The sequence below is a fragment of the Bacillus sp. MUM 116 genome (genome assembly GCF_001866655.1).
Taxonomy (GTDB): Bacteria; Bacillota; Bacilli; order Bacillales; family Cytobacillaceae; genus Neobacillus.
Genome location: NZ_MLYR01000019.1, coordinates 13,148 through 34,513, shown reverse-complemented (window position 1 = coordinate 34,513; position 21,366 = coordinate 13,148). Strand labels below are relative to the sequence as shown.

Below are 21,366 nucleotides of genomic sequence, written 5' to 3'. Positions count from 1 at the left end.
AACAAAAAGATTTATTATAATGATACACAAATTTCAGATTAATCCGAATAGTGAATTTGAAGGAGGTTGAAAGGTATGTAGATTAGTTTGCCTAATAGATTACGAGACCAAGTTATATTTGTTTTCTAGCAATTCTTTTCCGTATTCAGCTATGTAAAGAAGGAGAAAAAATCTCAGGTCGGAGTTATGCGAAGGGGGAATGGAATTTGAAAGAAAAAGCAACGCTTAGAAGGTCCCTTACATTGTTTCAAGTTGTTTTTTTGGGTCTAGCTTGGAATAACCCAATGGTATTTTTTAATACCTATGGAATCGCAGCGGAAACTTCCAAGGGTGTCCTTGCAGGTGCATATGTTATTGCATTTATGGCGATTCTTTTTACCGCAATTAGCTATGGGAAAATGGCAAAAGCGCACCCAGTCGCTGGATCGGCATACACCTATACTCAAAGGTCGATGAATTCCGAAACCGGTTTCATGATTGGATGGACCATTTTGTTAGATTATCTGTTAACGCCGATGATTACCTGTCTGATGTCCGCTGTTTTTTTAAGCGCAGAATTTCCAAACATTCCGTTTTCCTTTTGGATTATCATCCTAAATATTGGTATAACCATCATCAGTTTAATCGGTATCAACTTCTCCGCAAATACTAGCAAAATTTTTGTTACAGCTCAAATCATTTTTGTTGGAATTTTTGTTATTTTAACAATCAAAAGCGTCTTGGGTGGCATGGGTTCAGGTACACTTGTATCCATTCATCCCTTCGTTAACTCAAATGTTTCAGTCTCAGTCATCTTCGCCGGGGCATCCCTTCTCTGTTTTAGTTTTCTTGGTTTCGATTCCGTCACAACATTGTCGGAGGAAACAATTAATCCGGAGAAAACGATACCAAAAGCTATCTTTCTGATGATGCTTATCATGGGTATTATTTACATCGGCTCATCCTATTTGGCACAGATTGTCTTTCCAGGATTTCATTTCAAAAACACTGATTCTGCAGCACTCGAACTTGTCAAAATGATCGGTGGAAACTTATTTAGCTCTTTATTCATTACTGTCATGATTATCGGGAACTTTACTTCGGGTGTTTCAGCCGTTACGAGTGTTTCTCGCGTGTTGTATGTAATGGGCCGTGATTCGGTTTTACCGAAAAAAATATTTGGCTATATTCATCCACGATTTAGAACGCCATCCAATAGTATTCTAGTTGTTAGTATAATTTCCTTATTTGGAATTGTAGTAAGCCTGGATACAGCGATTACGTTTATTAATTTCGGAGCACTGATTGCGTTCACCTTTGTAAATCTTTCAGTCATCGCACACTATTATGTGAGGAATCGAAAGCGTTCTTTCGTTGAAACCATTCATTATCTTATTTTTCCGCTTATTGGTGCTGGATTCATCATATGGCTTTGGTCATATTTAGATATACATGCGCTCATTTTAGGAATCAGCTGGATGGCTATCGGATTTGTCTACCTGCTTTTCTTGACAAAATTCTTCCGACAGCGGCTTCGAAAGTTACATTTTGATGATTCTAATGATGATTTCCTGATAACGGAAAGTCAGGAGAAAGGTATTTCTGCCGATTCATAATTTTTGGTTTAGTAGTTCATGAGACATTTAGTATTACAAATAAGTAAAAGATTTTTTCGTATATAGGATGGTGTTACATAGAATGTATGCATTGGAGTTTCATAATCTATCCTATGTTTTTCCGAATGGGGACAGAGGGCTTTCGGACATTTCCGCAGCAGTGCCATTTAATAGTAAAGTAGTGGTTCTGGGTAGTAGCGGCTCTGGTAAAACAACACTCGCTTATCAATTAAGTGGTGTGTTACAACCTAAGAGTGGATCCATTCGATTATTTGGTGAAGAAACACAATCAAAGTCAAAAAAATTCATCCGAGAACGTATCGGATTTGTAGAACAAGATTTACGCTCATCCCTTTTTATTCGAACCGTTTGGGAGTTTGTAACGACTGGAATCATTAATAAATCACTGCCTAAAGCAGAGAAGATTAAAATGGCAGAGACGGCTCTAGGGATGGTTGGCATGCTTGAATCGAAGTATCAAACCTTAAGTTATTTGAACAAGAGTCAAAAAAAAAGATTAGGTATCGCTAGAGCACTCGTTACCCAAGCTGATGTTTTGGTTTTAGATGAACCGATTAGCGGCTTGGACCCAGAAGGTTATAGGAGCATATACGCTCTTTTAGAAGGATTACACATTATTGGAAAAACAGTTATCGTTCTGACTCACGATGTCGATTTTGCAGCTAACTGGGCGGATCATCTGTTCCTTCTAAGCGAAGGCTGTCTGTTAGCAGAAGGGTCACCTTCTTTGGTTCTGGATGAAAAACTAATGGAAAAAGCGCGTTTGCGATTGCCGATGCTGTCACTTCCCTTTTTGAACCTTCCTAGACACAAATTTCGCACTATACCTCGAACAGTCGATGAAGCTACAACAATACTTAGAGAATTTGTCTAAAATGAACATTTCATAGGGAGGTTTTAAAGTGGATAATGCAATCTTTGGTCTTATATTACTTTCCGTATTCTTGGGATTACGGCATGGGATTGATTGGGACCACATCGCTGCCATCACAGATTTGGTAGGTGGTGAGAAAGACCAGAAAAAGGGATTTATTTTGGCCTTTTGGTATGCAATGGGTCATGAAGTCGTCATTATAGTGCTTGGAGGAATGGCGGTACTGTTCGGAAGCACACTCCCATCTTGGGTTGATAACGTGATGGAACCGGTTGTTGGGGTAACACTTATTATTTTGGCCTCTTTTTTATTGCTTTCTCTTTATAAAAACAGCCAAGAAATCATTATGGTTAGTAGATGGAGAATCTTATTTACAGGTTTTTATAATTTATTTGCGCTACTTACTGGTCGTTATTTCGGGAAATACCGAGGTTTTGATTCCAGCATCAATATCAACGTCTCCCGTACCGGTTCGTTCGCCATCGGCATCGCTCACGGTATTGGCGCTGAAACTCCTACCCAATTGATGCTGTTTACCGCTGCTTCGAGCGTCGGTCATTTGGATCATGGGATCATCGTAGTACTAGCATTTGTCGTCGGCTTGTTGATTTCTCATACCCTGTTGGCCCTGGCTTGTTATTTCGGGTTTACACGTATTCTCAAGAATAAAAAGGCCTTTCGAAGCTTCGCATTTGCTACAGCGATATACAGCTTAGGCATGGGAATCCTTTATGTCTTTGGTGAATCTTCATTTCTTCCGGCTATTTTTTAACCGGATGTAAATCATTTAATACTTTATTAGGAGGAATATAAAATGGGATTTTTTGATAATCATGGACTTAAATACAAACCGAGCGCAGGATTGGACCCTGAAACAAAAAACGATCTTTTAGGTGTCATTGCCGCCCAAAAAGAAAAGGAAGTTCCAAGAGTGAAGGCAGAGGAAGAAATCAAGCGTGGACTGGAATTTGGATTGGAAGCTGCTGAATCCATTGGAGATAGAACGATATCATGTTTTTCTAGGGGATCCTTACCACCCTATTCTGGGATCAACACTTTCCTCAAAGTCCCTTATTTAGAAGACGTTCGTGAAGTTGGAAAATATGACGTGGCATTTATGGGAGTTCCTTTTGATATTGGAACCACTTATCGCTCTGGAACAAGATTTGGCCCGCAGGCGATTCGTCGCATTTCTAGTTTATTTACTTCCTTCTCTTATGAATTAGGTGTTGATTTAAAAGAGTCACTGGATATGGTGGATATCGGTGATGTATTTACAATTGCCAATATTGAAAAAAGCTTTGATCAAATTACAAAAGCCGTATCACATGTATTTTCTTCCGGAACCATGCCCATCATTTTTGGTGGCGATCACGCGATCGGTTATCCGTGTTTGCGTGCCATTGCCGAAAATGTGGACGGGAACGTTGGAATCATCCATTTAGATCGACATATCGACATGGGTGAAAAGGATATGGATGAAAGAATGCATGGCACACCTTGGTTCCATGCCACTAATATTCCGAATGCTCCGGCTTCAAATCTCGTACAAGTGGGTCAGGGTGGATGGATTAGTCCTCGTGAAGGCTATTCCAATGCTGGAAAAAGAAATACTACTATTTTAACGATGACAGATGTAGAAACGATGGGTATTGAGAAAGCAGCTGAAATTGCTTTGGAAACGGCCTGGAAGAATGCAAAAGCCGTATACTTAAGCTTTGATATTGATAGTCTCGATCCTGGTTTTGCTCCTGGAACGGGTACACCGGAACCAGGTGGTTTCCTGCCACGCGAAGCATTGAAATTTTTACAGCTTGTTGCCAAGGAAGGTGTATGTGCAATGGAAGTTGTGGAAGTGTCTCCGCCATATGATGTCAGTGACAAAACCTCTTTGCTGGCAGCAAGATCTGTTTTGGATGTCTTGGGTACGATGGTGGCCAATGGGAAATTGGGCAAAAGAAATTACTATTCCGAAAAATCTATCCTGAGATGAAACACCATTTAATATATTGAAATTATTCCAGAAAGCTTGAGGGACATTCCTCAAGCTTTTTTTATTCTAATAGATATGTTAAACAACTTTGTTGGAAGGGATGAAGGCCAAAAATCTTTCATCTCCGGAACCACTTCAGCGTTGTTGGAAACTTTGATGGACAAATGCCCATGACCTTGGGATTAAAATAAAGACGGGTATTTAAAAATAGTCCCCTTATGGAATATAAAATTCAAAAAATTCAGCAATATCTGGTAAAATGATATTGGTAAGCGGTTTCAAAATGTAGAGAGGTGATTGTGGATGAACCATTCATATTTAACTGATGAACATGAAATTTTCCGCAAATCTTTACGAAAGTTTTTGGACAAAGAAGCATATCCCTTTTATGAACAGTGGGAGGAAAGCCGCCTCATTCCTCGTTCCTTTTGGAAAAAGATGGGGGAACAAGGATTCCTTTGCCCTGATCAAGAGGAGAAATATGGAGGCTGTGGGGTTGACTGGGGGTTTTCCGTTGTCATTAATGAAGAACTGGAACGAGTCGGTTCTGGGCTGGTAGGGCTTGGCCTCCACAGTGACATTGTCATTCCCTACATCACCGCCTTTGGAACAGAGGAACAAAAGCAGCGTTGGCTCCCCAGATGTGCTGCCGGTGAATTGATTACTGCCATTGCAATGACAGAACCCGGGACAGGGTCAGACCTCGCTAATATCAAAACAACAGCAAAGCTTGATGGTGACTACTATATAGTAAATGGACAAAAAACGTTCATCACCAATGGAGTTCAATCGGATTTGATTCTTGTCGCTTGTAAAACCAATCCGAATGCCACGCCGAAGCATAAAGGAATCAGCTTATTGATGATAGAAAGAGATACTTCAGGGTTTTCAAGAGGAAGAAAGCTGAACAAAGTTGGCTTGCATTGTCAGGATACCGCAGAACTAATTTTTGAAGATTGCAAGGTTCCAAAAGCAAATTTAATTGGTGAGGAAGGAAATGGTTTTCTTTATATGATGGATAAACTGCAGCAGGAGCGGCTTGTGGTTGCGATTGCTGCACAGACGGCAGCAGAGGTGATGCTGCAACAAACAATGGACTATGTGAAAAGCCGGGAAGCTTTCGGGAAATCTATCAGTCAATTTCAAAATACCCAATTTAAAATCGCTGAAATGGCAGCTGACATTGAAATGGGCCGGGCATTTTTAGACCAGTTGATTGGAGAACACATTGAAGGAAAAAATGTTGTAACCAAAGTTTCGATGGCGAAATGGAAGCTAACCGAAAACGCTAAAAAAATTGCCACTGAATGTATGCAGCTGCACGGCGGCTATGGTTATATGGAAGAATACGAGATTGCCCGCAGATTTAGAGATATTCAGGTATCGAGCATTTATGCTGGCACGAATGAAATTATGAAAACGATTGTTGCAAAAAACCTGGGTTTATAGATTCAATCCAAAAAAGAAAGGAAGATGAAATGTGCGAGAAGTCGTTATAGTCGAGGGTGTTCGAACACCGGTTGGGAAAAGAAATGGAGCCTTAAAGGATATTCGTCCGGATGATCTGGCGGCTTTAACTTTAAAAGAATTAGTGAATCGAGCTGGCATAGACCCCGCCGTTATTGATGATGTGATCCTTGGTTGTGTTACGCAAGTGAGTGAACAAGCAGGAGACATAGCCAGAGTAGCGGCATTGATTGCCGGGTTCCCGATTGAAGTCCCAGGGACAACCATTGATAGGCAATGCGGATCAAGCCAACAGGCTGTTCACTTCGCTGCACAGGCTATCCTTTCCGGTGATATGGATGTGGTCATTGCCGGTGGTGTTGAAAGTATGTCCCGGGTACCGATGGGCTCAAGCTACAAAGGAGTAAAGGATCCTTTCAGTCCGAAACTAAGAGAACGATTTGAACTGATTCACCAAGGTTTGTCCGCTGAGCGGATTGCTGAAAAATACGGTTTTACCCGCAAGGAGCTTGATCAGTTTTCACTCGAAAGCCACGAAAAAGCGCTACGTGCCCAAGCTGAGGGCTTTTTTGACAGAGAAATTTTTCCGATTGAAGTGACACTTCCTGATGGTACTACAGCCATTATTAAGGAAGACCAAGGTCCAAGAAAAGGAACCTCATTAGAGGCGCTTGCCGGTTTAAAACCTTCCTTTATTGAGGATGGCGTTATTCATGCCGGAAATTCTAGTCAAATCAGTGATGGCGCGGCGGCCGTTTTACTGATGTCGCGAGAAAAGGCAGAGGAATTGGGATTGAAACCCCGTTTTCGTGTTCATACCCGTGTTGTCGTCGGTTCCGATCCAACCTTGATGCTAACAGGGCCAATCCCGGCTACAAAAAAGGCATTGGAAAAATCAGGTCTTTCGATTGATGATATTGATATTTTTGAAGTGAACGAAGCATTTGCACCAGTACCAATGGCGTGGTTGAAAGATACAGGTGCGGATCCAGCGAAATTAAATCCAAATGGAGGTGCGATTGCTTTGGGCCACCCTTTAGGAGGAAGCGGAGCACGTTTAATGGTGACAATGATGCATGAGCTTGAGCGAACAGGCGGCCGCTACGGGCTGCAAACGATGTGTGAGGGTCATGGAATGGCAAACGCAACGATTCTTGAAAGAATAGACTAATATCCAGGGGGAGATGGAATGGGGACAACGATTGGCAAAGTTTTTGATTTGACGGTTAAAAAGTTTCCGAACAAGGAAGCGATTTATGATGTAAGAAAAAATGTGCGTTTTACTTATAAAGAGTGGAACGAGCAGGTAAACCGCCTTGCGAATGCACTCCTAAAGGAAGGGGTTAAAAAAGGCGATCGGGTTTCCACTTTTTTATTTAACACAGAAGAATTGGGGACGGCCTATTTTGCCTGCGCGAAAATTGGTGCTGTCTTTAACCCGATTAATTTTCGGCTAATGTCCGAGGAAGTGGCCTTTATTTTAGCGGATGCCGCCCCAAAGGTGGTTCTTTTTGAAAAAGCATTAGAACCTGTCATTGCCAACATCGAGAATCGTTTCCCAACTATCTCCTACTGGTATATTGATCAAGATGTGCCTGATTATGCTAAAAGCTATCATGATCAGCTTGGAGCGGCTTCATCTAAACTGGTACAGGTGGAAGTGGAGGAAAATGATCTATATGCCATAATGTATACGAGCGGGACAACCGGCAGACCGAAAGGAGCCATGCACTCTCATCGAAATATGATTGAGCAGAGCTTGCTGGTGATTGCGGCCGAGAAACTTGAAGCGGTTGATGTCGGGCTTGTTACAGCTCCGATGTTCCATTGTGCAGAACTTCACTGCGCTTTCCTGCCGAGGGTTCATTCGGGATGCTGTAATGTCATCCTGCATCAATTTCATCCAAAGAAAGTTCTTGAATTAATCAGCCAGGAGAAAATAACGAAATTTTTCGCTGCTCCAACGATGTGGAATATGCTCCTTCAGGAGGATTTAACCGGGTACAATCTTGAAAGCTTAAAGCTTGGTTTATATGGGGCCGCTCCAATGGCACCATCCCTTGTCCATGCTTGTCATGACCGTCTCGGAATTTCGTTGGTGCAAGCGTATGGGATGACAGAGATGGGTCCGGCGATTACCTTTTTGCCGGAAGGCGACCAATTACGGAAAGTGGGCTCTGCCGGTCAGGCCTGTTTAAATCATGATGTCAGGGTCGTCCGAACCAGAGAGGATGGACCATCCGACCCGGATGATATTCTACCACCAGGCGAACCAGGTGAAATTATCGTTCAAGGGTCTTGCATGATGCTTGGCTATTTTGGCCGGGAGGAAGCAACTGAAAAAGCATTGTATAAAGGCTGGTATCATTCCGGGGATATTGGCTATATGGATGAAGAAGGTTATCTTTTCGTTAATGACCGTGTTGATGACATGATTATCAGCGGTGGTGAAAATATTTATCCGCGTGAAGTTGAGGATGTTTTGCATGCACATGCTGGAGTGCTGGACGTTGCTGTTGTCGGACAGCCGGATGACCGATGGGGTGAGACCGTCACGGCTTTTGTCGTGAAAAAGGATTCTGCAGTGACCGAACAGGAATTGGATGATTATTGCAAGAATAGCGATCAGCTGGCAAACTATAAGCGGCCGAGAAAGTATGTGTTTTGTGAGGCACTGCCGCGAAATGCAAGCGGGAAAATTCAGAAGTTTATTTTGCGGAAGCAGTTAGAGGAGTTGTTGACTCAAGGGGCCATAGCTAGGGATTCTCAAGTTTAGGAATACAAGGTTGTCAAAATGTCATTGGCCTTTTGACAACCTTTGTTTAAAAGAAATGATGAAAAACAGCCGTTATTGACCTGGCTATAAGATGGAAAAATCCTACAATCAATCTCCATATCAAACCTAATATCCCTTCAAAAATCCATTCGACGATTTCTTCCAAAACAAAATGACTGGTTTTCTTCTTATGTTTTTTCTTTTCTTTAAATGGTTTCATTCGTGATACCCTCTTTAGGTCTTTGATCTAATAGTTATATTGTAAAGGATTTTTTCTAAATTAAAAATACCCATTAATTGTAATTTTAATAGACTTCCCTTCGTTTAGAAAGAGGAATTGTTGATATCTGTCCAATTTGTGTTGATATATTCCAAAAATTTGTTGATATCCTGAAAAAAGTGTTGATATATTTTTTGCTGTTTAGAGAACGAACATTTATAGACAGTTTCATGCTGCTTCTCCAAGTATTGTCCATAAAACCTCCTTATATGACTATAGAAATTGCTGTCTAAAAACTCGTATAATAAAAATATGAGGTTTTTATAGAAAGGAGTGACCAAGTTTTGATCCAACAGGCTCTTCCCATATTAGAAAGGTATTTCGGATACAAATCCTTCCGTAAGGGGCAAGAGCAGGCAATCCGCTCGGCTCTTGAGGGAAACAATACAATCTGTGTGATGCCAACCGGGGGAGGGAAATCAATTTGCTATCAAATCCCGGCAATGATGCTCCCAGGGACCACAATCGTCATTTCGCCGCTTATCTCCTTAATGAAGGACCAGGTCGATGCCCTCATTCAGGCGGGCATTCCGGCAACATTTATTAACAGTACATTAAATTATACAGAAGCCAACAACCGGATGTGGGAAGCAAAACAAGGAAAGTACAAGCTATTATACATAGCCCCGGAACGCCTGGAGTCACATGAATTTATTGAAGACCTTAAACAAATGGAAATTCCTTTAGTGGCAGTCGATGAAGCCCACTGTATTTCGCAATGGGGGCATGATTTCCGCCCCAGTTACCGCCATATCCAACAAATGGCCAACACTCTCCCAAAGAAGCCTATAGTACTTGCTTTGACGGCAACGGCAACTCCAAGAGTCCGTGAAGATATCTGCACACTGCTTAAAATCGATGAAAAAAACACGGTAATGACAGGTTTTGAAAGGGAGAATTTGTCTTTCTCTGTCATCAAAGGGCAGGATCGGCTAAAGTTCCTCATCGATTATATTAAAAAGAATGAAAAGGAAGCGGGGATTATATACGCAGCAACTAGGAAAAATGTTGACCAACTCTATGAAAGATTAACGCGGGAAAACGTGAATGTGGCTCGTTATCATGCTGGAATGGGAGATTTAGTGCGCGCGCAAGAACAGGAACGATTTTTAGAAGACAAAGCATCCGTGATGGTTGCCACATCAGCCTTTGGAATGGGTATTGATAAAAGCAATATAAGATACGTTCTCCATTTTCAGCTTCCGAAAAACATGGAAAGCTATTATCAAGAAGCGGGCCGTGCCGGACGGGATGGTCTTGCAAGTGAATGTATTCTTCTGCACTCCTCACAGGATGTGCAAATTCAGCGCTTCTTAATTGATCAATCAAGCGACCGCAGCCGGATGACTCAGGAATTGGAAAAATTACAGCAGATGGTCGATTACTGCCATACGGAAAACTGCTTGCAGGAATTTATTTTACATTATTTTGGTGAAACCGAAACAGAACCATGCGGAAGATGCGGGAACTGCTTAGATTCCCGATCGAGTGTGGATGTTACTAAGGAAACGCAAATGGTGCTGTCTTGTATTATCCGGATGGGGCAGCGATTTGGAAAAACGCTTATCGCACAAGTGCTAACAGGTTCGAAAAATAAAAAAGTAACGGATATGAGTTTTAACACACTATCGACTTATGGAATCATGAAGGACCAAGGCGCGAAGGATGTCGGTGATTTCATCGAGTTTTTGATTTCACAAGAATTCATTGCGATTGAACAAGGAACCTTTCCGACACTGTATGTTCCGCCAAAAGGAAAAGAGGTCCTTTTGGGGAAACAGCAGGTTCATAGAAGGGAAATCGTAACGGTTAAGCAAGTATCTAAGAGCGACCCTCTATTTGAAGTACTGCGTGAGGTTAGAAAAAGAATTGCCGAATCGGAAAAAGTCCCGCCATTTGTCATTTTTTCAGATGCAGCTTTAAAGGATATGTGCGCTAAACAGCCGAAATCAAGTGAAGCACTTTTGCAGGTTAGTGGTGTAGGAGAAATGAAGCTACAAAAATATGGTCTCGACTTTATTCAGGCAATTCGCGAATTTTGTGAGGAAAATCCCGATTACCAGAGTGAACTCACAACCGAAGAAAAGCCGGCAAAAAAGCCTGCGAAAAAAGCGGTAGGGGATTCCCATTTGGAAACCCTTAAGCTTTATCAGAATAACCTTTCCATAAAGGAAATCGCCAAACAGCGCGACTTATCGATTAATACGATTGAAAACCATTTAATCCAATGTGCCCAACAGGGACTGGGCGTTGATTTTTCGACGATTATTCCCTCTGAATATATTCCTTTATTGGAAAAAGCAGTGGCAGAAGCAGGCCGTGAACGGTTAAAGCCGATAAAAGAACTTCTTCCCGATGAAGTCAACTATTTCATGATTAAAGGGTATCTTTACTTCACGAGTAAAGAATGATTTTTTGTCGATATTTCCCGGGAATTAGAAAATAATGTAGATTTTAAGAGGCCGCAAAATAAAGAGTTTGCGGCCTTTTCGTAATGGTTTTTTTGCTAAGCGAATATCTTATGATAGAATGGGAAAGGTTTTGAAAGACTGATAGTAAGGAGATAAAAATGACAATTATGCAGAAAATTACTCCATCGTTCGATCCATGGGAAGCTTATTTAGATGTTGAGCAATATGGAAAACTTCAGTTAAGTAACATCGAATTCACAACGACCACCCTTTGTAATATGCGCTGTGAGCATTGCGCTGTTGGGTACACATTGCAAACAAAGGATCCAACAGCACTTCCACTTGAGCTGATACTTAAGCGGCTAGAGGAAATTCCGATGTTACGATCGATTAGTATTACTGGCGGTGAGCCGATGCTATCCCTTTCTTCGGTGAAAAATTATGTCGTTCCGATTCTCAAATATGCCCATGAACGCGGTGTTCGGACACAAATCAATTCCAACTTAACGCTGGATTTGGACCGATATGAAATGATTGTTCCATATTTGGATGTTTTACATATTTCGCACAACTGGGGAACCGTGGATGATTTTGTCGAGGGCGGTTTTGCCAGAATGGAGAAGCAGCCGGATTATAGACAAAGAGAAAAATATTTTGAAAGAATGATAGAAAATAGCCGTGAACTGGTAAAGGCAGGTGTCATGGTTTCGGCGGAAACGATGTTAAATAAACGGACCTTGCCGCATTTGGAAAAAATCCACCGGCAAATTGTCGAGGAAATGCTTTGTCAGCGCCATGAGGTTCATCCGATGTACCCGAGCGATTTCGCTAGTAATCTTGAGACATTAACACTTGATGAAATTAGAGAGGCCATCCATCATTTGCTTGACATTCGAGACGAAAATGTGTGGATGCTATTTGGAACTCTGCCTTTTTATCCATGCAGCAGTAAACAAGAGGATTTGAAACTGTTAAAGCGTATGTATAGCAGCAAAAATGTTACCGTTCGAAACGATCCTGATGGCCGCTCGCGTCTGAATGTAAACATATTTAACGGTGATATTATTGTTACAGATTTCGGCGATACTCCGGCGCTTGGAAATATTCAAACGACAAAACTGGAGGATGCCTACCAAGCCTGGCAATCATCGAGTATAGCAAAAGAACTGAATTGCCATTGTCCGTCTGTTTCTTGTCTAGGGCCTAATATTTTGGTGAAGAATAGTTATTATCAAAATAGGGATTTTACGATTCAGAAGGCAAAATTTTAAAATAATCCGTTCCTTGTAAGGGATGACTGAACGGTGATCCTCCAATGTTTTAAAAGAAGAAATTGATGTAAAGGACAGATGATTATGAAGTTTGTGCTTGCTCCCGATTCATTTAAGGAAAGTATGACGGCGAAGAATGCTGCCCTTGCAATGAAAAAAGGAATAAAAAGGGTTTTTTCTAATGCAGAATGTGTTATTGTTCCCATGGCAGATGGCGGGGAAGGTACCGTAGAATCCCTGGTTAGCATATTAAACGGGGAAATAATAGAAACAGAAGTAATCGGACCATTAGGAAAAAAAGTCCTAGCAGAATACGGCCTTTTAGGTGAGGGGCAAACAGCAGTTATTGAGATGGCAAGTGCAAGTGGTTTAGAACTTATCAAACTTGAAGATCGAAATCCACTAGTAACAACTACTTATGGTACAGGTCAATTAATTAAACATGCTCTAGATAGAGGTGTCAGTCGTTTTTTAATTGGAATTGGCGGAAGTGCAACCAATGATGGCGGAATAGGAATGCTGCAAGCACTTGGTGTTTCTTTTAAGGATCGAAACGGAAATGAGCTTCCATTTGGAGGAGGAGCTTTGGATCAATTGGATTTAATTGACATGGGTGGATTGGATGAAAGGATTAAATCAGCAAGGTTTGATGTAGCTTGTGATGTGATAAATCCATTAATTGGTAAAAATGGTGCGTCAGCTATTTTTGGCCCGCAAAAAGGGGCGAGCTCGGAAATGGTGAATATCCTTGACCGAAATCTATCTCATTTTGCAGAAATCATTAAGACGCAGTTGGACTTGGATATTGCCCATATAGAAGGTGCGGGGGCTGCCGGAGGACTTGGTGCGGGATTAATGGCGTTCTTAAATGCTCAGCTCAAAAAAGGGATTGACCTTGTCATTGAGTATACTGGACTTGAGGACAAAATAAAAGGAGCGGACTACGTATTTACAGGAGAGGGCAGCATTGATGGCCAAACTTTGTTCGGTAAAACACCGTACGGAGTTGCGACCATTGCTAAGAAACATTCTGTTCCTGTTATAGCTTTTGCCGGGAGAATCGGCAATGGTGTGGAGCCTTTATACAACAATGGATTTAATGCAATTATTGGTATATTAAAAGAGGTTACTTCTTTAGAGAAAGCTCTCGAATCTGGTGAAGAAAACTTAGCTTTCGCTACAGAAAATATTTGCAGGGTATTAAAGGTATAGGTAACATAAAACGCTGCCATCAGCTAGCAGCGTTTTATGTTATATCAGAGAAAAAGTTTACTTTAAGTTTATTTCCCTCTATATCATTGTTTTTGAACATGAGCAGGAAGTGAATTTTAACTTATAAACCCAAAAACAAGGCCGTATGTTTCACATGCGGCCTAAGCAGTATGCTTTAAATACTTCGGTTGATTATGAACGGCAGCAAATAAAATCAAACCGCTTATAATAAGTAAGGCGCTTGTACTAATAAACACTGCGGAATATCCAAAGTTTCCGGAAATAAAACCGCCGAGCATCGGCCCGATAATATTTCCAAAAAATCGAAAGCTTGTATTGTATCCAAGCACCTCTCCTTGCATCGCAATCGGTGCCTCCTGCCGGATATAAGCAATCCGGGTCGGAACAACGCCGCCAATCAAAACACCAAGAACAAAACGGATGATGACCAGCTGCCAATATTGTGTAACAGTCGCCCCCGGTAAATAGATTAGCCCAGCTGCCAAAAGGAGAATGATTAAGATTTTTGTATAGCCGTATTTGTCTGAGATTTTCCCCCATCTTTTCGACATCAGTAAATTTCCCAGGCCTGCTGCAGAGAAGGCAATCCCCGAGTAAAAAGCAACATTTGCTTTTCCATGTAAGTCACTGACGAATAAAGAAAGAATCGGCTGAATGCTGAAATGTGCAATCTGTTCAAGCGCAGATAGCAGGATTACGGTTAAGAAAACAGGATTTTTTAAAATATGCATCAAAACTTCTTTGCTTGAATAATGAGATTTCGCATTTTTGTTTGCTACAATCCGAAATTCCTTTGTGAAAATTACAAGCAAAGCGGAGATGAAAATGGATATAGATGTCCATTTAAATGAGGTCGCATATCCGAGTGAATCGGCTAAAATGCCCCCAATCATTGGGCCCAATAAGGATCCGGTAATACTGCCTGTCTGAAGTGTCCCCAATACCCGTCCGGCAATATTTTTCGGTGTCTGGGTAGAAATGTAGGCTTGAGACATGGAAATAAAGCCAGAGAAAAAACCCATAAAGAAACGGAGCATAAATAACTGAAAAACAGAATGGGCAAACCCCATTAGTAAAATGGATGCCCCCATGCCTAACCCGGAATAAATGAGAATTTTTTTTCTGCCGAAACGATCGCCAACCTTTCCCCAAATAGGTGAAAAGATGAAGGCGGACACAAAGGTGATTCCAAAGGTCAACCCGGCCCAATGCTGGACATATTTTTCGGAAAAATTCCCCATTGACTCAATATATAATGAAATAAAAGGCAACACCATGGTCATGCTGCCGCCAACAAAAAAGTTGGCAAACCACATAATCATTAGATTTCGCTTTGCACTTTCCTGTTGATTCACAATCAATAGCACTTCTTTCTAAAATATATTTCGTTTATCTAAATATTATAGTACCGAAATGAGTTTTATTACAATTAAAATTCCATTAGAAATGGTTATAATTACTCTATTAAAAATATTCAAAACACTATTGACAATTTGTTAATAGGAGGTAAAATTAGGTTATTGAATACTAGTTTAATATAATATTGCGTTCTCTTATCAAGAGTGGCAGAGGGACTGGCCCGATGATGCCCAGCAACCGTTCCATAATGGAATTGGTGCTAAATCCTGCAAAACATTGATTTGTTTTGAAAGATAAGAGAGGAGAAATCCCTTTTAGTTGTGATTTTAAACCTCTCTTTTCAGAGAGGTTTTTTTGTTTTTACAAGAAAAGCGGAAGCGCCTTGGTCAGCCCCGACAAGCGCTGGAGCTGGACAATTCTCGAAGCCAAAATTTATATGTTTATCATAAAAAATGGGCCCTTCAAACTTGGTATGGAACAGCAATAGAAAAAGGGGGAGCATGGAAAATGAAGAAAAATCTATTAAAAAGTACGCTCGTTTCAGCACTTGCCGCTACATTGCTTTTATCCGGCTGTGCTTCAGGGAGTACGACAAAACAAGCAAGCGAGGACAAAAACGTTTCATTAAAAGGAGTCCCTGCTGCGTATGCAAAGGGAAACCATTTTAAGATTAAAGTAATTCGTAAAATCGGCGGGGATGATCATACTGCTCAATTTTTAGCCGGTGCAAAGCAGGAAGGAGAAGCACTAGGTTTCCAAGTGGATGTATTTACAGCTAATGGAGATACCGCTAAATTCCATGATGCAATCAATCAAGCATTAGACCAAAACTATGATGGCTTTATTATTTCTCATGGTGATGATGACGCAACTGTAAATGACGTAAAGAAAATTGTTGAAAAAGGGAAGAGTGTTGTTACCTTCGACTCAAATCCAAAGATTGCTGATATTGCTGGTGTCACCCTTACTTCTCAAGATGATGAAAAGCTGGCTCAATTATCCCTTGATCAATTAGTAAAAGATACAAACGGAAAAGCCAACATTGCTTACCTTTGGGTAGATGGATTTCCGCCAATGGTAAGAAGAAATAAAATTTATCAGGATGCACTTAAGAAAAACCCTGGAATTAAAGAAGTGGACCGTTTTGGGGTAGCGGCTGCTGATACAAGTGTCCAAACGCAAAATGCGGTTGCGGCAATGTTAAATAAATATCCAAAAGGCAAATTGGATGCCATTTTTGCAACATGGGATGCATTCGCAATTGGTGCCGCACGTGCTCTTAAAGAAGCTGGCCGTGAAGAAGTGAAAATCTATGGAATTGACGTTTCCAACTCCGATTTACAAGAAATCCAGCGTCAAGGCAGTGCTTGGAAATATACCGCAGCCGTTGATCCTAAATTGATTGGTGCAGTCGATATGAGAATTCTAGCTAAAAAACTAGCAAAAGAAGAGACACCAAAGACGTACGATCTTGAAGCATCACTTGTTTCTCAAAGTAATCTTCAAAAATCGAAACAGCGGGTTAATATGGTCAATCTGGCAGATATCATTCCTGGATGGGGACAATCCACTGCGTTTGAAGAAGGCTGGATGAAGACATTAAATAATCATTATAAAAAATAAAGCAGGCTTAGATGACACTCTCTTTTTCACATGATGAAGGGAGTGTTTTCTTGAAAGGGGGATACTTCATGGAAAAGACAACATTAGTAATGAGAAACATATCAATTGAGTTCCCTGGGGTAAAAGCATTAAATCATGTTCATTTTAAAATGGATACTGGAAGGGTCCATGCATTGATTGGGGCAAATGGTGCCGGAAAATCCACCTTAATGAAGGTTCTTTCCGGTGCCTACAGCCACTATACTGGTGAAATTGCGTTGAATGGCCAAAAACAAGACATTCGCTCACCGAAAAAAGCACAGGATATAGGAATTCAAATTGTTTATCAAGAAGTGGATACCGCGCTGATCCCCTATTTAACGGTTGCTGAAAATATTATGCTGCTTGAGACAGTCCGCAATATGGGGAAAAAGCAGTGGATGAAGTGGAAGTATCTCTATGAAAAGGCAGCAACTATTTTAAAAGGCATGAATATTGAAATTTCTACGAAAAAGCTAGTCAGTGAGCTGACACTTGCTGAAAAACAAATGATTCTCATCGCGCGGGCCATCTCCCAGCAGTGCCAATTTCTCATCCTGGATGAGCCGACAGCTCCGTTAAGCCATACCGAAACCACTGAACTGTTCCGAATCGTACGGGATTTACAAAAACAAAATGTTGGGATAATTTTCATCTCCCACCGCCTGCCGGAAATTTTCGAAATCTGTGATGAAATCACCATTATGAGAAATGGCGAATGGGTCGCAACGGAAAAAATAGCGGACACAACCCAAAGTAAAGTCGTAGAGAAGATGCTTGGCCAAAAATTGGAGGAACAGTTTCCTAAACGGCCTGAGCAAATTGGTGAAACGGTTCTTGAAGTAAAAGGACTTTCAGATCAAGAAAAAATTCACGATTTAACACTTCATGTGAAAGCTGGTGAAATTGTCGGGATTGCCGGATTAGTTGGAGCCGGAAAAACGGAACTGTGTAAGGCGTTGTTTGGTTCGGAAAAATTAACAGCGGGCGAAATGATTTTACATGGCAAGAAGCTGAAGCTGCGCAGCCCTCATGATGCGGTGGTGAACGGGGTAGCTTTAGTGCCGGAGGAAAGGCGTAAAGAAGGAATCCTTGTACTTGAGTCGGTCGAGACGAATTTAACGGCTGCGAATTTAAACCGTTTTACCAAAATTTTTGGTTTTGTCGACCGGAAAAAAGAGAAGGAAAATGCTAAACAACTTATACAGCGGCTTGGGATCAAAACACCTTCTGAAGAAACAAAAGTCCAAAACCTGTCAGGTGGAAATCAGCAAAAAGTCGCCATTGGGAAATGGCTTGTTGCCGAAGCCGATGTTTACATTTTTGATGAACCTACTAAAGGGGTAGACGTTGGGGCCAAGAAGGATATTTTTGATCTAATTGCAGAATTGTCGAAGCGTGGTAAAGCCGTTATTTATGCCACCTCAGAGCTTTCTGAAATCATCGGCATCACCAATCGGGTCTACTGCCTTTATGATGGACGCTCAGTGAAGGAATTGGAAACGAAATCTACAACGGAAGAAGAATTATTATTTTATTCAATAGGAGGCAGGTAATATGGAAGCGAATATGACAACGAAGATTAAAGAGAAAAAAGCATTTGACCTGTTTCAATTTTTTTATAAATACGGAACGATTATCACAATTGTTGCACTAATCATTATTTTTTCTGCTGCCAATTCTAATTTCATTCAAGGTAACAATATCGTTAATATCCTCCGTTCCATTTCCATTGTCACCATCATTGCCATCGGGATTACCATTTCGTTATCAGTCGATGGGTTCGACCTCTCGGTTGGGTCGGTCGCATCGCTTTCCAATGCCATTGTGATTTCTATGTTTGTTTGGCTTTCACAAAATACATTGGTTGCGATTATCTCGGCAATTGCTGCTTCAATTGTGGTGGGCGCGTTAAACTCCTTTATGATTGTCAAAATGCGGATTCCGGATATGCTGATGACATTAGCAACGATGTTTATCATTCAAGGGACTGCGTTAACATATACAAAAGGTGCCACAGTATCGCAAAATATGGTGATGCCGGACGGAACAATGGCTGAAGGGCTAATTAGTCCATTTTTTGCAAAAATCGGTGAGGTGCCGTGGATCATTATTATTATGGTGGTAACCGTCCTTATTGTTCATATCTTTTTGAATTATACGAAGCATGGACGCTACATGTATGTAATTGGCGGGAATAAGGAAGCAGCACGGCTCTCGGGGATCCCTGTTAATAAGTATAAAGTAGCTGCTTACCTGCTTTCGGCCCTTTTTGCCTCGATTGGCGGGATCGTTCTTGCTTCCCGTGTGATGACATCGGAAATTAATTCCGGGGCACCGTATTTGATGGACTCTGTTGCGGCAGCGTTTATTGGCTTTTCTGTCCTTGGAGCGGGAAAAGCGAATGCATTTGGGACTTTTATTGGTGCTGTTTTGATTGGGATTCTACAAAACGGACTCGTCATGTTGTCTGTTCCTTACTATGCGATGGATATCGTCAAAGGAACCGTATTGGCTTTTGCTTTGGCGATTACGTACTATAAGCAGAAATCATAGAAATTTTGATGGACCTGTTCGCTATTGCGGAGGGGTCTTATTTTTTTATAAATAGGCACAATAAGGGGATAGGAGGGATTTTTTGATGGAAAAATATGAAGCATTTTTACGAAGTAAAAAGTGGATTGATAATGATTTGGATGCGCGTTACATCAATGTAAACCATCCATATGCCATTTTGATATCAGGGGAAGAAGGCCAAATTACCTTAAGAGGGAATACAGGCTGTGATAACGGGCAGAACGGAGAAGAGATTTTCAGTTTTAATTCTTTAAGAGAGCTCCAGGAGTGGTTTGAAAATAATATTGGCGAGTAAGTATTTGGGATGAAGACCAAAACTCGCTGAAGAAATGATGAAAAGAGTCTTCATAAAGGGGATGAAGACCAAAACTCGCTGAAGAAATGATGAAAAGAGTCTTCATAAAGGGGATGAAGACCAAAACTCGCTGAAGAAATGATGAAAAGGGTCTTCATAAAGGGGATAAAGACCAAAACTCGCTGAAGCAATGGTGAAAAGTGTCTTCATAAGAATTGCCGATTGCCTATTTGATTGATTTTGATTTAAACTGTAATTTAATTAAATGTTGAAGGATAGATGGAGAGATTCGAATGGAAAAACAGGCAGAGCAGACTTATGAAATTATGGAAGTATGCCTTCTTGCGGGAAAAATCATGCTCCAAAGTGGCGGGGAGACATACCGGGTAGAAGATACAATGATGCGGATTGCTGCTGCTTTTGGCATCGAGAATTCCCATAGTTATGTCACACCAACTGGGATTATTTTTTCGGCAGAAGGAAGAGAACCGACAAAAACGAAGTTAATTCGTATATCAGAACGTTCAACAGATTTAAAAAAAGTAGCACTGGTCAATAGCATTTCACGACGGATTAGCAACGGGGAATTAACGCCTGAAAAAGCGCTGCAATTGTTAAAGGAACTTGAGACGCATACCTTGACTTTCCCCTTTATGATTCAGGTCTTGGCGGCATCAAGTGCGAGTGGCTGCTTTTTGATTATGTTTAACGGCGACTGGAATGATTTTATCCCAGCAATGATCTCGGGAGGTCTTGGCTATTTTAGTAATATTTACTTTCACCGTTTTGTACCCATTAAATTTTTTTCTGAGTTCCTCGCTTCTTTTGTGATTGGTCTGCTCTCTTTTTTATTTGTAAAATTAGGAGTCGGTCATGAGTTGGATAAAATTATCATTGGATCAGTTATGACCTTAGTTCCCGGATTGTTAATTACCAATGCAATCAGGGACTTAATGGCAGGACATCTCGTTTCAGGTCTATCAAAAGGAGCAGAAGCATTTCTGACCGCCTTTGCCATCGGATCAGGTATTGCAATCATCCTTTCATTTTTATAAAAAGCGAGGAGGGCAAGGTGTGAGCATTTTGGCCCAATTAATCACTAGTTTTATTGCAACGGGCGCATTTGGAATCATCTTTAATGCTCCCAAAAATTCCTTAATAAAATGTGGTCTCATTGGCATGGGGGGGTGGATCATTTACTACCTCATCGAAGATTATTCTGGGAACGCAGTGATGGCTACATGGAGCGCAGCCATTTTTATTGGTGTGGTTAGCCATATATTAGCCAAATATTATAAGACACCTGTCATTATTTTCAGTGTTGCCGGGATTATTCCGCTCGTCCCTGGAGGTCTTGCCTATGATGCGATGCGAAATTTTGTGGAGAAAGATTATAACCAGGCTTTAGGCAATGCGGCCAATGTATTGATGCTTTCAGGAGCAATTGCTTTTGGTTTAATTTTTTCAGAGGTATTGAACCAGAGTATTCGAAAAATCATCCGCCAAAGGATGAAGCTTCGAGGATGATTTTTTTGGTTGAAAATTGGAAAATGCAGAGGGCGATTGCCCTCTG

At 41.1% G+C, this 21,366-nt stretch carries 18 protein-coding genes and 1 riboswitch; of the genes, 16 read left to right on the top strand and 2 right to left on the bottom strand.

The genetic code is table 11. The annotated features are described in order from the left end of the window. Positions 1 to 206 precede the first annotated feature (206 nt). The 7 genes from BIV60_RS05440 (at position 207) to BIV60_RS05410 (ending at position 8,726) form a co-directional block, all read left to right on the top strand. Entirely contained in the window at positions 207 to 1,595 is a 1,389-nt protein-coding gene (locus BIV60_RS05440) for an APC family permease (protein WP_071354710.1), read from the top strand. A gap of 82 nt (positions 1,596 to 1,677) precedes the next feature. Further along, positions 1,678 to 2,490, top strand: a complete 813-nt coding sequence (locus tag BIV60_RS05435) for an ATP-binding cassette domain-containing protein (protein ID WP_071354709.1) — start codon at positions 1,678 to 1,680, stop codon at positions 2,488 to 2,490. A 28-nt stretch (positions 2,491 to 2,518) separates the two neighbouring features. Then, the gene (locus tag BIV60_RS05430; RefSeq protein ID WP_071354708.1) at positions 2,519 to 3,262 is read left to right on the top strand and encodes a hypothetical protein; all 744 of its coding nucleotides are present in this window, start codon (positions 2,519 to 2,521) and stop codon (positions 3,260 to 3,262) included. Positions 3,263 to 3,304: 42 nt separating this feature from the next. Continuing rightward, entirely contained in the window at positions 3,305 to 4,483 is a 1,179-nt protein-coding gene (locus BIV60_RS05425; protein WP_083402112.1) for an agmatinase family protein, read from the top strand. A gap of 303 nt (positions 4,484 to 4,786) precedes the next feature. After that, complete coding sequence (locus BIV60_RS05420) at positions 4,787 to 5,932, top strand: acyl-CoA dehydrogenase family protein (protein WP_071354707.1); 1,146 nt, start codon at positions 4,787 to 4,789, stop codon at positions 5,930 to 5,932. A 31-nt stretch (positions 5,933 to 5,963) separates the two neighbouring features. Beyond that, positions 5,964 to 7,121 carry a thiolase family protein gene (locus BIV60_RS05415; protein ID WP_071354706.1) on the top strand — a complete coding sequence of 386 codons (1,158 nt, stop codon included), beginning with the start codon at positions 5,964 to 5,966 and terminating at the stop codon, positions 7,119 to 7,121. Between the two features lie 18 nt (positions 7,122 to 7,139). Continuing rightward, positions 7,140 to 8,726 (top strand): fatty acid--CoA ligase, encoded by a 1,587-nt coding sequence (locus tag BIV60_RS05410; protein WP_071354705.1) that lies wholly within the window; start codon positions 7,140 to 7,142, stop codon positions 8,724 to 8,726. Between the two features lie 46 nt (positions 8,727 to 8,772). Here BIV60_RS05410 and BIV60_RS29480 read toward each other — a convergent pair whose 3' ends face one another. Next, positions 8,773 to 8,946, bottom strand: a complete 174-nt coding sequence (locus BIV60_RS29480; RefSeq protein WP_177177219.1) for a hypothetical protein — start codon at positions 8,944 to 8,946, stop codon at positions 8,773 to 8,775. 344 nt (positions 8,947 to 9,290) lie between these two features. Here BIV60_RS29480 and recQ point away from each other — a divergent pair, with 344 nt between their 5' ends. The 3 genes from recQ (at position 9,291) to BIV60_RS05395 (ending at position 13,900) form a co-directional block, all read left to right on the top strand. Further along, positions 9,291 to 11,417: a DNA helicase RecQ gene (gene recQ / locus BIV60_RS05405; RefSeq protein WP_071354704.1), complete on the top strand. Its 2,127-nt coding sequence runs from the start codon at positions 9,291 to 9,293 to the stop codon at positions 11,415 to 11,417. Positions 11,418 to 11,575: 158 nt separating this feature from the next. Beyond that, complete coding sequence (gene yfkAB / locus BIV60_RS05400) at positions 11,576 to 12,688, top strand: radical SAM/CxCxxxxC motif protein YfkAB (RefSeq protein ID WP_071354703.1); 1,113 nt, start codon at positions 11,576 to 11,578, stop codon at positions 12,686 to 12,688. 84 nt (positions 12,689 to 12,772) lie between these two features. Continuing rightward, positions 12,773 to 13,900 carry a glycerate kinase gene (locus BIV60_RS05395; protein WP_071354702.1) on the top strand — a complete coding sequence of 376 codons (1,128 nt, stop codon included), beginning with the start codon at positions 12,773 to 12,775 and terminating at the stop codon, positions 13,898 to 13,900. Positions 13,901 to 14,061: 161 nt separating this feature from the next. Here the strand turns inward: BIV60_RS05395 and BIV60_RS05390 are convergent, their stop codons facing one another. Further along, positions 14,062 to 15,276, bottom strand: coding sequence for an MFS transporter (locus BIV60_RS05390; RefSeq protein ID WP_177177218.1), 1,215 nt, complete (start codon positions 15,274 to 15,276; stop codon positions 14,062 to 14,064). A gap of 195 nt (positions 15,277 to 15,471) precedes the next feature. Continuing rightward, positions 15,472 to 15,580: riboswitch (SAM riboswitch) on the top strand. Positions 15,581 to 15,787: 207 nt separating this feature from the next. On the opposite strand from BIV60_RS05390, the gene BIV60_RS05385 reads away from it, so the two are divergent. From BIV60_RS05385 to BIV60_RS05360, 6 genes are all read left to right on the top strand, one after another. Continuing rightward, positions 15,788 to 16,903, top strand: a complete 1,116-nt coding sequence (locus BIV60_RS05385) for a sugar ABC transporter substrate-binding protein (RefSeq protein ID WP_071354773.1) — start codon at positions 15,788 to 15,790, stop codon at positions 16,901 to 16,903. A gap of 68 nt (positions 16,904 to 16,971) precedes the next feature. Continuing rightward, a complete protein-coding gene (locus BIV60_RS05380; protein WP_071354701.1) occupies positions 16,972 to 18,477 on the top strand; it encodes a sugar ABC transporter ATP-binding protein in 1,506 nt (501 codons plus the stop codon). 1 nt (position 18,478) lies between these two features. Continuing rightward, positions 18,479 to 19,477: an ABC transporter permease gene (locus BIV60_RS05375; protein ID WP_071354700.1), complete on the top strand. Its 999-nt coding sequence runs from the start codon at positions 18,479 to 18,481 to the stop codon at positions 19,475 to 19,477. An 85-nt stretch (positions 19,478 to 19,562) separates the two neighbouring features. Then, complete coding sequence (locus tag BIV60_RS05370) at positions 19,563 to 19,793, top strand: hypothetical protein (RefSeq protein ID WP_071354699.1); 231 nt, start codon at positions 19,563 to 19,565, stop codon at positions 19,791 to 19,793. A gap of 293 nt (positions 19,794 to 20,086) precedes the next feature. Continuing rightward, on the top strand, positions 20,087 to 20,848 hold the full coding sequence (locus BIV60_RS05365) for a threonine/serine exporter family protein (protein WP_071354698.1): 762 nt from the start codon (positions 20,087 to 20,089) through the stop codon (positions 20,846 to 20,848). A gap of 19 nt (positions 20,849 to 20,867) precedes the next feature. Beyond that, positions 20,868 to 21,320: a threonine/serine exporter family protein gene (locus BIV60_RS05360; protein ID WP_071354697.1), complete on the top strand. Its 453-nt coding sequence runs from the start codon at positions 20,868 to 20,870 to the stop codon at positions 21,318 to 21,320. Positions 21,321 to 21,366 lie beyond the last annotated feature (46 nt).